We start from the raw sequence: 13,709 nt of genomic DNA, 5'->3' as shown, positions 1-13,709 counted from the left end.
TCGTTATCAGATCAGATGAAGGACTCTACAGCCGTGAATCAGCTCAATGGATTAGAAATCGCCATCATTGGTATGACGGGGCGATTTCCCGGTGCCCGCAACCTGACGGAATTTTGGCATAACCTGCAGCAGGGGACGGAGTCCATCACTGAGTTTACGCGGGCAGAACTAGAGGCTGCTGGCGTCGACCCCGCGTTACTAGACCAGCCCAACTATGTCAAAGCCAGAGCGACCCTGGCCGATCCGGATTTATTCGATGCCGCTTTTTTCGACTTCAATCCGAAAGAGGCCACCACCACCGATCCCCAGCATCGGATTTTGTTAGAGGCCGCCTGGGAAGTTCTGGAGCAGGCGGGTTACGACCCGGCACAGTATGGCGGTTTGATTGGATTCTACGCCGGCGCTGGGTTCAACAGCTATTTACTGAATCTAGTTGCCAATCCAGAGGCGCTCCAGTCGGTAGATCGCTTTCAACTGATGCTGGGCAATGACAAAGACTTTGTCAGCACCCGGGTTTCCTACAAGCTGAACCTGCAGGGGCCGAGCTATACCGTCCAAACCGCCTGCTCGACCTCACTGGTGGCCGTGCATTTGGCCTGTCGCAGTCTGCTGAGTGGGGAATGCGATTTAGCCCTGGCCGGGGGCATCACCGTCAGCGCCCAGCAAACCATCGGCTATCTGCATCATGCAGGGGGCATTGCCTCCCCCGATGGCCACTGTCGCGCCTTTGATGCCGCTGCCGAGGGGACGGTGTCAGGCAATGGGGTCGGGCTGGTGGCGCTCAAACGGCTAGAGGACGCGATCGCCGATGGCGACTGTATCCACGCCGTGATTAAAGGATCTGCCATTAACAACGACGGTGGACTCAAAGTGAGCTATACCGCGCCTCGGATTGACAGCCAAGCCGCCGTGATTCGGACCGCTCAGGCGATCGCCGAAGTCGAACCAGACAGCATTAGTTATGTAGAAGCCCACGGTACCGCCACTGCTCTGGGCGATCCGATTGAGATTGCGGCGCTGACCCAGGCCTTTCATAGCGGTGGTGCCCGCAATACCGGCTTTTGTGCGGTGGGCTCGGTCAAAACCAACGTGGGCCATCTCGATACCGCAGCGGGCGTTGCCGGACTGATTAAAACCGTGCTGGCGCTGCAGCATCGACAAATACCGCCCAGCCTGCACTTTCAGCAGCCCAATCCCCACATCGACTTTGCCCAAAGTCCGTTTTATGTCAATACCACGCTGCAGGACTGGTCCGTTAAGCAAATGCCGCGCCGGGCCGGGGTCAGCTCCTTCGGCATTGGCGGCACCAACGCCCATGTGGTGCTAGAAGAAGCGCCTATCCCAGCCCCGTCATCCCCGTCGCGCCCCTGGCAGCTAGTGCCGCTGTCTGCCAAAACGGCAGCGGCCTTAGACCAAACCACCGCTAACTTGGTTAGCCATCTCAGGCAGCAGCCTCAGGCGAATTTAGCAGATGTGGCCTACACGCTACAGGTCGGACGCAAAGCCTTTGGCTATCGCCGTCTAGCCGTTTGTCGCACAGTGGATGACGCAATCCAAGCCCTGAGCGTTTCAGATCCTCTGCAGACGGCAACGCCAGTCCCCAGTGGACACCGGGAAGTGGCCTTTTTGCTGCCTGGTCAGGGGGCCCAGTATGCCGGCATGACCCAAGACCTGTACGCCAGCGAAGCCACCTTCCGCGAGCACATAGACCACTGCTGCCAGCTCCTCCAGCCTCACCTCGACCTGGATCTGCGCACCTTGCTCTATCCCGACACCACCGCCGCCAGCGCAGACCGTCTCAGCCAAACCCGCTACGCCCAGCCCGCCCTCTTCGTGGTGGACTACGCCCTAGCAAAGCTCTGGCAAAGCTGGGGCATCCAGCCTGCGGCCCTCCTCGGCCACAGCCTCGGCGAACTGGTCGCCGCCTGCCTCGCCGGGGTGTTTCAGCTCGATGACGCCCTCAAGCTCGTCTGTCTGCGGGGCGAGCTGATGCAGCAGTGCCCCACCGGAGCAATGCTGTCGGTGCCGCTGTCAGCCGCAGAGATGCAGCCGTGGCTCAGTGACAAGGTAACCCTGGCCGCGATCAACGCCCCAACCCTGACGGCAGTCTCTGGCACAGAAACGGCGATCGCCCAGCTTCAAACTCAGCTAGCTGCTGCCGGCATTGAGGCCCGGCGGCTGCACACTTCCCACGGTTTCCACTCGCCGCTGATGGCTGAGGCGGTGGCCCCGTTCACGGCGGCAGTGGCACAGGTTAAGCTGCAGCCACCGCAGATTCCCCTGCTCTCCAACGTGACGGGCAACTGGCTCACGGCAGCGGAAGCCACCGATCCGGCCTACTGGGGCCAGCAACTGCGGCAGCCGGTGCAGTTTGGCCCAGCGATGGCACTGCTGCTGGAAGAGTCAAGTCGGATTTTACTAGAGGTAGGGCCGGGACGGACACTGACAACGCTGGCGAAGCAGCAGGTCAGAGAGCAGCTTTGTTTGCGGACGGTGCGTCATCCGCAGCAGGTGGTGTCTGACAGTGAGTATCTGCTACAAACGCTGGGTCAACTGTGGCTGGCGGGCGTGACGATTGACTGGTCAGGCTTCTACGCCCACGAGCAGCGCCAGCGGTTGCCATTACCCACCTATCCGTTTGAGCGCCAGCGCTACTGGATTGAGCCGTCGCAAGCTCCGCAGTTGCCAGCAGCGACCGCCGCCATTCAACGACAGCCAGATATGGCTGACTGGTTCTATCTGCCCACCTGGCAGCGGCGACCGCTGATAGCAGACGCTAGTGGAATCACACCGGCATCAACCTGCTGGCTTTTATTTACCGATTCTGGCAGCGTTGGGTCTCAGCTAGCGCATCAGCTTGAGCAAAGCGGACAGACCGTGATTACCGTCTCTTCAGGCCGGCAGTTTGAGCAGCTCAGCAATCGCCAGTACTGCCTCAATCCCCACCAGCCAGAGGACTACTTAACGCTATGGCAAACATTGCAAACTCAGATGTCGCTGCCGCAGCAGATTGTCCACTGCTGGAGTTTAGAGGCAGATACCGCCTTTGAAACAGTTCAAACTCACGGATTCTACAGCTTAATTCACCTGGCCCAGGCGCTGGCTCAGGTTGACCCGGAACCCCGGCATCTAAGCGTGCTCACCCAGGGTCTTTATGACGTGACTGGCGCTGAGACGCTGACTCCCGCTCAGGCGACGCTGCTGGGAGCCTATAAAGTAATTCCACAAGAGTATCCGCACCTGACCTGTCAGCTGATTGACATAGAGATACTGCCGCAGTCGAGTCAGAGGCAACGGCTCTCAACTGCGCTGCAGGCAGAGTTGAGGCAGGCAGCTTCCGAGACCGTCGCCTATCGCAACGGCCACCGCTGGCTTCAGAGCTTTGAACCGCTGCCGTTGCCGTCAATGCCTGCGACATCGCGCCTGCGGCGAGGCGGCGTTTATCTGATTGCTGGCGATCTGGCGGCAGGATTGGGCTTTTCGCTGGCCCAGCTACTGGTCGAGACCTGGCAGGCCAAGGTCTTACTGGCCGGCGAGAGTGGTCTACCTGCCCGCAAGCAGTGGCAGCCGTGGCTAGATCAGCATGGCGAGGATGATCTGCTCAGTCAGCGCATTCTTCAGTGGCGAGTCCTAGAAGACTCGGAGGCTGAGGTTTGCCTGCTAGAGGCTGATACAACCGATGTAGTCCAACTGCAACGGGCGATCGCTCAGGCTGAACAACAGTTCGGGGACCTGCAGGGCGTGTTCTACACCCCCGCGATCGATGCCACTCAGGCAACCCAGGCGATCGCCGACCTGGATCAAACCAACTGTGAGGCTGCCTTCCAGGCGAGAAGACAGGGACTTCAGGTTTTAGAGGCCGCCCTCGGCGATCGGCCGCTGGATTTTTGCCTGGTGCAGTCTTCTCTTGCCTGCGTCCTGGGCGGCGTGGGGTTGGCGGCCTATACGGCGAGCTATGCCTATCTTGATGCCGTGGTCAGCGATCGCAACCGTAGCGGCCAGATACCCTGGTTTAGCGTGAACCGGCAGGCTCGCCAAACGGAGACGCTGTCGCCCTCAGCCCAGCCTGTTGACGCAGCGCTGGAACTCTCGATGACCCCTGCAGAAGTCTGGGCAGCGATTGAGCGGGTTCTAACTCTGCCAACGGCGGGCCAAATTGTGGTTTCAACCGGCGTGTTGTCATCGCGCCTGGCGCAGTCGGCTCGTCCTCAGACCGGACAGCCACCCTCATCTCCCATACAGGCAGCTCAGTCTCAAAAAGACTACGTTGCGCCTGAAACCGAGATTCAGCAAGCGATCGCGTCTATCTGGCAAGACCTGCTGGGCATCGAAGCCGTTAGCATTCACGACAATTTTTTTGAGCTAGGCGGCCATTCCCTGCTGGCGATTCAGGTGGTTTCGCGCCTGCGGCAGCAGTTTGCTGTGGATCTGCCCTTGAAGAGTATTCTGTTCGACGCGCCAACGGTGGCAGGACTGGCGCAGGTGATTGACCAAGAGCAGCCTCAGTCGGACGAGCAGGCGATCGCGGCGTTGCTAGAAGATGTCAAAACTCTATCGCCAGATCAGGTGCAGCAGTATCTGGAAGAATCCCGTTCTGGCGCTTGAAAACCCAAATTGAAGGACTTAAATCAATGGAATTTAGCCTATTTTACTTTTCCGGAGACGGCTCCAAAGTGCAGACTGACAGCTATCAACTGATGATTGAGAGCGCTAAGTTTGCCGATCAGCATGGGTTTTCAGCCCTGTGGATGCCGGAGCGTCACTTTCACCCCTTTGGCGGCCTGTATCCCAATCCGTCAGTGACGGGAGCTGCAATGGCGATGATTACGGAGCATCTGCAGCTACGGGCTGGCAGTGTCGTGATGCCGCTGCATAACCCGGCCCGGGTGGCTGAAGAATGGGCGGTTGTAGACAATCTCTCCCAGGGGCGCGTGGCGATCGCCTTTGCCTCCGGCTGGACAATGGACGATTTTGTGTTGTCAACCGAATCCTACAGCGATCGCAAAGCCGCCATGTGGCGCGGCATTCAGATGGTGCAAAAGCTGTGGCGCGGTGACTCGGTAGAGCTGCAGGAGGCATCGGGTAAGGAAGTTCAGATCGCCACCTTCCCCCGCCCTTTACAGCCGCAGCTCACCCCCTGGATTGTCTGTCAGTCCCCCAGTACCTACATCGAGGCTGGCAAGATGGGAGCCAACGTCTTGACCTCCCTACTCTCTGGCACCCTAGACGAAGTAGCCCAGCATATCTCCCTCTATCGCCAAGCCCGCCAAGAACACGGGCACGAGCCAAAGCAAGGCAAAGTAGCGATGATGCTGCACACCTTTGTCGGGGAGGACTTCGACACGGTGAAGGAGCAGGTAAGAGAGCCTTTCTGCAACTATCTCAAGACTCACCTGAATCTGCTAGAGCACTTAGCTAAGGGCCTCAATTTAAAGATTGATCTGAAGTCGCTTTCGCCGGCCGACATTGATAGCTTGCTGATATTTGCCTACGAAGGCTGGCTCAAGGGCAGGACGCTAATTGGTTCCCAAGCTACCTGCCTGCCTATGATTGAGCGCATACGACGAGCCGGCGTGGATGAAGTGGCCTGCCTAATTGACTTTAATCCCAATTTTGGTGAAGTCATGGCGGCGCTGCCTCACCTAAACACCCTAAAAGCTCAGTGTCAACATCCCACAATGGCCGCCCTCAGCTAGAAACTCATGCCTGATCTTTCCCAACAGCTAGCCGACCTCTCACCCGCTCAGCGATCGCTGCTAGCCAAGCGCCTGCAGCAGCGGGGACTCAACCTGCCGTCTTCATTGGGCATTCCACGGCGATCGCCCGCTGCCCCCGCAAATGAAGCACCGCTATCTTTCGCCCAGCAGCGGCTGTGGTTTATTCATCAGCTAGACCTCAACCCCAGCTCCTATAACGTGTTTAGCGGTTTACGGCTGCAGGGTCGGCTGGACGTTGCGGTCTTAGAAAAAGCGCTGCAGGCCGTTGTCCAGCGTCACGACACGCTGCGGACGACGTTTACCACTAAGGCCGAGGGACAACCTATCCAGGTTATCCAGCCGGACGCTGCGGTTTCGCTGGTGCAGCAGGATCTGACTCAGGCCGCCGATCCAGAGCAGGCAGCGCAACAGGTGGCACATCAGGAGGCCCGCTGGGTTTTTGACCCGACTCAGCCGCTGCTACGGCTAACGCTGCTGAAGCTGGCGGCAACGGAGCATCTGCTCTTAGTCACAATGCACCACATCATTGCCGATCGCTGGTCGCTGGGCCTTTTTACCCAGGAACTGCAGCAGCTCTACGGGGCCTTTTCTCGCCAGCAGCCAATGCCCCTTGCGCCCCTGCCGATTCAGTATGCCGATTTTGCCGTCTGGCAGCGGCAGTGGCTGCAGGGGACGGAGCTAGAGCGACAGCTCAGCTATTGGCGACAGCAGCTGGCCGCGCTGCCGGTCTTAGACTTGCCCAGCGATCGCCCGCGCCCGGCAGTGCCAACGTTTCAGGGGGCAAAGTATCCTATCACCTTCGCCAAGCCGCTATCTGATGCCCTCAAAAATTTGAGTGTGCAGTCCGGTGTCACCCTGTTTACGGTCTTGCTAACCGCCTTTAAGATTTTGCTGCAGCGCTACAGCCATCAGCACGATATTGTCGTCGGCACCGACATTGCCAACCGCAATCGGGTTGAAACCGAAGGGCTGATTGGCCTGTTGGTGAATACGCTGGTGTTGCGCACCGACTTAACGGGCGATCCCACCTGCTTAGAGCTGCTGCAGCGGGTGCGGGACGTGCTGCTGGGCGCGTATGCCCATCAAGATTTGCCGTTTGAGCGTCTCGTTGCGGCCCTGAATCCAGAGCGGAATCTGAGCCAAATGGTGCCGCTGTTTCAGGTCAAATTTGATTTGCAGTTGGCCCCTTTACCACCGTTGTCCCTGGGCGAGCTAACCGCTCAGCCCCTGGCTTTTGACAACGAAACGACGAAGTTTGAGCTACGCCTCAACCTATTCGACTCAGAGGCAGGGCTGCGAGGCCAGGTTGAGTACAGCACCGATCTGTTTGAGCGCTCGACTATCGCCCGACTGGTCGGCCATTTCCAAACGCTACTGGAAAATCTAGTTGCCTGTCCTCAACAGCGCCTGTCTGAACTGTCACTCCTGACGCCCGCTGAGCAGCATCAGCTCAAAATTTGGAACCAAACGGCTACTGAATACCACAGCCTAGACTGCCTGCATCAGCAGATAGAGCGGCAGGTCGAGCAAACGCCCGCCGCGATCGCCCTCAGCTTTGCCAATCAGCATCTGAGCTACCGAGAACTCAACAGCCGCGCCAACCAGCTCGCCCACTACCTACAAGCACAGGGCGTCCTGCCCGATACGCCAGTGGGCCTCTGCTTCGAGCGCTCTTTGGACCTGGTCGTCGCTATCCTAGCCGTCCTCAAAGCGGGTGGGGCCTACGTGCCACTCGATCCTAGCTACCCCTCCGAGCGCCTCGCCTTCATGCTCCACGACAGCCAGGTGCCGCTGCTGCTCACCCACAGCCAGCTCGTTGCAACTTTACCAAAGCATTCAGCCATCACTATTTGCCTGGATCAGGGCTGGCCCGCGATCGCGGCTTTACCTACAACCAATCCCACTAGCGCCGTCACCCCGGCCCATCTGGCCTACATCATCTACACCTCTGGCTCCACCGGCCAGCCCAAAGGGGCGATGAACACCCACGGGGCGCTGAGCAACCGCCTGCAGTGGATGCAATCTGCCTACGGACTAACCACAGCGGACTGCGTACTGCAGAAGACTCCTTTCAGCTTTGATGTCTCGGTTTGGGAGTTTCTCTGGCCGCTGATGGTGGGTACGCGGCTGGCGATCGCTAGGCCAGAGGGCCATAAAGACAGCGCTTACCTGGCAGAACTAATTGAGCAGCAGCAGGTGACGACGCTGCACTTTGTCCCCTCCATGCTGCAGGCGTTTCTCGAAGCACCCGATTTAGAGCGTTGCGCCTGTGTGCGCCGGGTCATCTGCAGCGGAGAAGCGCTGCCGGTGGCGCTGCAGGAGCGCTTCTTGGAGCGGCTGTCAGCAGAGCTGCACAATCTCTACGGCCCGACTGAGGCGGCGATTGACGTGACCGCTTGGCCGTGTCAGCCAGAGCCAGAACTGACGAGCGTACCGATTGGCAAACCGATTGCCAATACGCAGATTTACCTGCTGGACAGAGCGGGGCAGTCAGTGCCGGTGGGCGTGCCAGGCGAGCTGCACATTGGCGGCGTGGGGCTAGCGCGGGGCTACTGGCAGCGGGCGGCGTTGACGGCAGAAAAGTTTGTGCCGAGTCCATTTGCTCAGACTGAGAGTGGGTCCAGGCTGTATAGAACAGGAGACTTGGCCCGCTATCGCCCGGATGGAGCAATTGAGTTTTTGGGCCGTCTGGATTATCAGGTGAAGCTGCGGGGCTTCCGCATTGAGCTGGGCGAAATTGAAGCCGCTTTAGCGCAGCATCCCGAAATTCGAGAGACGGTTGTCACCGCCTCAAACGACAGCTCCGGCTATCAGCGCCTAGTAGCTTATGGAGTGTATGATGCCTCGGCGTTGTCCACATCAGCCCTGCGCGATTTTCTGGCTCAGTCCCTGCCGGACTATATGATTCCGTCTGTCTTTGTCCCGCTCGACACTTTGCCCCTGACTCCCAGTGGCAAGGTTGATCGCCGGGCCCTGCCGCCCCCTACCGAGAGCCGTCCTGACCTCAAGCCAGATTACGTCAAACCTCAGACCGAGCTAGAACAGGCGATCGCCGCAATTTGGCAGGAGGTGCTGCAGTTAGACACCGTCGGCATTCATGACAACTTTTTTGAACTGGGGGGTCATTCCCTGCTGCTGATTCAGGTCAATACGCAGCTCCGGCAGCAGTTGCAGGCAGATCTCTCTGTTCTCGACCTGTTTCGCTATCCCACCATTGAAGCGATCGCGACTCATCTCAACCAGCGCCAGCGAGAGACTACACCATCTGATCAATCTGCTGTGCCCTCCAGTGTCAGTCGTCAGCTAGAGCAGCGCCAGCAGGGCAAACAGCGGATGCGCCAGCGACGGCAAAAACGCCTCAAGTAATCCCCCAACTGATGTCACGGCGCGATTGCCGATTATCTGTTTTTTGTGTTTTATGAGTGACTCAACCTCCCAACCTTTAGCCAGCGCCACTAACGGCCTAGAAATTGCTGTCATTGGTCTGTCTGGACGCTTTCCAGGCGCTCAAAATGTGGCGCAGTTTTGGCAGAACCTGTGCGATGGCAAAGAGTCCATCACTTTCTTTGCCCCTGAGGAGCTAGAAGCCTCTGTTACAGGCACCTCTCCGGTAGAGCATCCCAACTATGTCAAAGCGGGCGGCGTCCTAGCTGATAGCGATCGCTTTGACGCGGCGTTCTTTGGCTTTTCTCCTCGCGAGGCCGAAGTGCTCGATCCGCAGCATCGCCTTTTTCTGGAATGCGCCTGGGAAGCGCTAGAGGATGCGGGCTACGACTCGCAGCGATATGAAGGGCTGATTGGGGTCTATGGTGGTTCTCGCCTCAGCAGCTATTTGCTAGCCAATCTGTTGCCCAATCGCGATCGCCTGTTGCAATCAGTCACGCCTAACCAAATTTTGCTGGGGAACGATCCGGGCAATTTAACCACGCGCGTTTCCTACAAGCTCAATTTAGAAGGCCCAAGCTGCACTGTTGAAACCGCCTGTTCAACCTCTCTGGTGGCGGTACATCTGGCTTGTCAAAGCTTGCTCAATGGTGAATGTGACATGGCTTTGGCAGGCGGTGTGGGTATTTCATCCCAGCAAAAAAGCGGCTATCTCTATCAGGAAGGAGATATTTTGTCTCCTGATGGTCACTGTCGCGCCTTTGATGCTCAAGCACAGGGAACCGTAGGCGGCAACGGAGTCGGGATTGTTGTCCTCAAGCGTTTAGAAGACGCGATCGCCGATGGTGACTGTATTCGAGCAGTGATTAAAGGCTCGGCAATTAATAATGACGGAGCGGCCAAAGTCAGCTATACGGCTCCCCGAATCGATAGCCAAGCCAAAGTGATTCAAGCTGCCCAGGCGATCGCGGAGGTTGACGCCGCCGCGGTGACCTATATCGAAACTCACGGTACTGGGACAACGCTGGGCGACCCGATTGAAGTGGCGGCGCTGACTCAGGCTTTTCAAACTCAGACCGCCCAGACCGGCTTCTGTGCTCTGGGGTCGGTGAAAACCAACGTGGGCCATCTAGGCGTCGCCGCTGGCGTGACGGGCCTGATTAAAACTATCCTATCGCTGCAGCATCAGCAGATTCCGCCTAGCCTGCACTTTCAGCAGCCCAATCCCAAAATTGATTTTGCCAACAGTCCCTTCTATGTCAACACGACCCTCACGCCTTGGGACAGCCCGACTCGGCCCCGGCGGGCGGGGGTCAGCTCCTTTGGCATGGGCGGCACCAATGCCCATGTGGTGCTTGAAGAAGCTCCTCGCCTACCCGCCGGGGGATCTCGATCTCATCAGCTCCTCCTCTTGTCAGCCAAAACCCCCTCGGCCCTAGAGACAGCCACCGCCAACTTAGTGACCCACCTACTGCAGCATCCCCAGCTCCCGCTGGCTGATGTGGCCTATACGCTACAGGTCGGGCGGCAAGCCTTCGAGCACCGCCGGGTTGCCGTCTGTGAGGACAGAGAGACTGCGATCGAGGTCTTGAAACACTCCGATTCATCTGCCATCTGGACGCAGCAGGCGGCCTCTGCTCCGCAGTTGGCGTTCATGTTTCCCGGTCAAGGATCCCAGTATGGGGATATGGGACGGGATCTTTATGCCTCTGAATCATTATTTCGCGAACAGATTGATCGGTGCTGTCAGCTCCTGCGACCTCATCTCGACGTTGATTTACGTCAAATTTTATTCACCGAGCACGCGCTCTTGACCCAAACTCGCTATACGCAGCCAGCCCTGTTTGTGGTTGAGTATGCGCTCGCTCAGCTCTGGATCAGCTGGGGGGTCTGTCCCCAAGTCATGATTGGTCACAGCATTGGTGAATATGTGGCGGCCTGTTTGGCGGGGGTGTTTAGTTTAGAAGCGGCGCTGCGTCTGGTGGCTATCCGGGGACGGCTAATGCAGCAGTTGCCGCCTGGCAGCATGTTGGCCGTCTCGCTGTCAGAGTCAGCAGTCAAACCGTTCTTAAGCGAAGAGATTAGCTTTGCGGTTCATAACGCCCCGCAGCTCTGCGTTCTCTCTGGAGCCGATGAAGCGATACAGGAGCTGAGCGATCGCCTGACGCACCAGGGAGTTCACTGCCGTCGCTTGCAAACCTCCCATGCCTTTCACTCGGCGCTGATGGATCCCATTCTGGAGCCGTTTGTTACCCAGGTGCAGCAGATAGCCCTGCAGCCGCCCCAAATCCCGTTCATCTCCAACGTCACGGGCACTTGGATTACCGATGCAGAGGCGACCAATCCACGCTATTGGGCTAGGCATTTGCGGCAGCCAGTTCGTTTCAGCCAGGGCATAGCCACCTTACAGTCTGCCTCAGCCTCGATTTTTCTAGAAGTGGGTCCCGGTCGGGTCTTGAGTACTCTCGCTCAGCAAACCCTCTCAGATGCCGCCCTCCCCCCACTCTCTTCCCTGCGCCACCCCAAAGAGTCGCAGTCAGATGTGGCCTTTATTCTCCAGACCCTCGGCAAGCTGTGGTCGCTGGGCGTCATCGTAGACTGGTCACGCTTTTCGGCTCACGAACAGCGGCAGCGCCTCCCCTTACCTACCTATCCGTTTGAGCGCCAGCGCTACTGGGTTGAACCTCAGCCAGCAGTTAGCCCTACGCCCGCTGCGCCCCCGATCCCGAAATCCAGCCTGACGGACTGGTTCTATCTGCCTGTCTGGAAGCAAACGCCGCCTCTGGCGCTGCTCAGATCTCAACCTCCGAAACAGCCCCAAACCTGGCTGCTGCTGATTGAGGCCCAAGGCTGGGGACAGGCGATCGCCCGTCAGCTCAGGCAGCAGGGCAAAACCGTGATTACGGTCACCTGTGGCCAGCAGTTTCAGCGTCTCAGGGATGGGGACTATGTGCTGAATCCGCTGCACCAGCCAGACTATGACAGCTTGATCCAGGCGCTGACGAGAGCAGATCAAATGCCTGAAGCGATCGCCCACGGCTGGTGTGAGACGGCAGCGGCTGCTTCAGAGCAGCTCGGCTTTTACAGCCTGCTATTTCTCACCCAGGCTATTGGGCGGCAAAAAATTGCCAGCCCTGTACAATTGACAATAATTACTAACAACGCCTACGATATCACTGGTGACGAACTGCTCTGCCCTGAGGCGAGTACTGCTTTGGGACTGGCGAAGGTCATTCCTCAAGAATACCCCCATATCACCTGCTACAGTGTCGATATTAGCCAGTGTCAGAAAGCATCAGAGCGATCGCTCCTTGAGCAGCTTACGAGTGAACTAACAGCTCCCGCCGATTTAAGCGTGGCCTATCGCGGTCAGCATCGCTGGGTGCAAACCTTTGAAGCCGTTCCCTTTAATGAGAATAATTCACAATATTTTTTAAGGAAAAATGGCGTTTATATAATCACGGGTGGACTCGGCAAGCTGGGATTAATCCTGGCCCAGCACATTGCGCAGACAGCGGCTGCCAAGCTAGTCCTCATCAGCCGCTCTGGCCTACCAGAGCGATCGCACTGGCAGCAGTGGCTTGAAACCCATTCTGAACCAGACTTGACCTCTCACCGGATTCAGCAAATTCAGCGCCTAGAGCAGCTAGGAGCTGAGGTCTTAACGATTTCAGCCGATGTGGCAGATACAGCACAAATGCAGACGGCAGTTACTCAAGCAAAGCAGCAGTTTGGTCAGATTCACGGCGTCATCCACGCCGCTGGTATCGCCAATGAGCGTTACGGGATTCAAGATTTGACCCCAGCAGCTTGTCAGCGCCAGTTCCAGGCAAAAGTGCACGGCTCACGCCTGCTGATTCAGGTTTTGCAGGATGAGGCTTTAGATTTTTGCCTACTCTTTTCCTCGCTGGCGTCGGTGCTGGGCGGTCTGGGGTTTGCCGCCTATGCCGCTGCCAACAGCTTTATGGATGCTTTGGCTCACCAGCAACGCCGTCGGGGCAGCTTCCCTATCCTGAGCGTCAATTGGGATGCCTGGCAGATCGAGCCGCAAGCAGGTCAGGCGATCGCAGGTTCTACCTTAGGACACGGGATTACGCCCACGGAGGGAATGGCGATTTTTGACCGTCTGCTGCAGCTACCGCGACAGGCGCTAGCTCAGATCGTGGTTTCGACTGGGGCCTTGCAGCCCCGAATTGACCAATGGCTCAAGCTAGCCTCTGTTCGATCAGGGACACCGCAGCCAGCGGCAGCTGCTCAGAGCCTAGAGGGAGCGTCCCGCCATCAAATTGAGCGGACAATCGCAGAAATCTGGCGGCAGGTTTTAGGGGTGAAGGCGATTGGACTGCACGACAACTTTTTTGATCTCGGCGGCAACTCGCTCAGCAGTATTCAAGTGGTTGCGCAACTGAAGCAGCGGTTGAAGGCCCAAATTTCGGTCGTCAACCTCTATGAGTGCCCGACGGTGAGTAAGCTGACGGCCCTCCTGAGACAGGACGACAGCGAAAAGACGCCGCTGGCATCGAGTCTGACACGCGGCCAGAAGCGCCGAGCTAGACAAAAACAGCGCCTATAGATGCTTTTTCCAGACTATTGAGAGTCGCGCGGCTT

General features: G+C 58.0%; 4 protein-coding genes. All 4 read left to right on the top strand.

Going from position 1 to position 13,709, the window contains the following annotated elements; all coding sequences use genetic code 11:
- Nucleotides 1-15 precede the first annotated feature (15 nt).
- From QJQ48_RS22085 to QJQ48_RS22070, 4 genes are read left to right on the top strand one after another with little or no spacing between them, the layout of a single operon-like run.
- Nucleotides 16-4,605, top strand: coding sequence for a type I polyketide synthase (locus QJQ48_RS22085; RefSeq protein WP_346293416.1), 4,590 nt, complete (start codon nucleotides 16-18; stop codon nucleotides 4,603-4,605).
- 26 nt (nucleotides 4,606-4,631) lie between these two features.
- On the top strand, nucleotides 4,632-5,696 hold the full coding sequence (locus QJQ48_RS22080) for an LLM class flavin-dependent oxidoreductase (RefSeq protein WP_346293415.1): 1,065 nt from the start codon (nucleotides 4,632-4,634) through the stop codon (nucleotides 5,694-5,696).
- A 6-nt stretch (nucleotides 5,697-5,702) separates the two neighbouring features.
- Nucleotides 5,703-9,083, top strand: coding sequence for an amino acid adenylation domain-containing protein (locus tag QJQ48_RS22075; RefSeq protein ID WP_346293414.1), 3,381 nt, complete (start codon nucleotides 5,703-5,705; stop codon nucleotides 9,081-9,083).
- A 52-nt stretch (nucleotides 9,084-9,135) separates the two neighbouring features.
- The gene (locus QJQ48_RS22070; protein ID WP_346293413.1) at nucleotides 9,136-13,674 is read left to right on the top strand and encodes a type I polyketide synthase; all 4,539 of its coding nucleotides are present in this window, start codon (nucleotides 9,136-9,138) and stop codon (nucleotides 13,672-13,674) included.
- The last annotated feature ends 35 nt before the right edge of the window (nucleotides 13,675-13,709 follow it).

This window comes from Sphaerothrix gracilis Ecp01 (assembly GCF_030405905.1).
GTDB classification, from domain to species: domain Bacteria; phylum Cyanobacteriota; class Cyanobacteriia; order Phormidesmidales; family Phormidesmidaceae; genus Sphaerothrix; species Sphaerothrix gracilis.
This window is presented reverse-complemented; position numbering and strand designations above follow the sequence as displayed.

Coding starts and splice junctions, on each gene's coding strand:
- QJQ48_RS22085 (WP_346293416.1), top strand. CDS start 16: ATGAAGGACTCTACAGCCGTGAATCAGCTCAATGGATTAGAAATCGCC.
- QJQ48_RS22080 (WP_346293415.1), top strand. CDS start 4,632: ATGGAATTTAGCCTATTTTACTTTTCCGGAGACGGCTCCAAAGTGCAG.
- QJQ48_RS22075 (WP_346293414.1), top strand. CDS start 5,703: ATGCCTGATCTTTCCCAACAGCTAGCCGACCTCTCACCCGCTCAGCGA.
- QJQ48_RS22070 (WP_346293413.1), top strand. CDS start 9,136: ATGAGTGACTCAACCTCCCAACCTTTAGCCAGCGCCACTAACGGCCTA.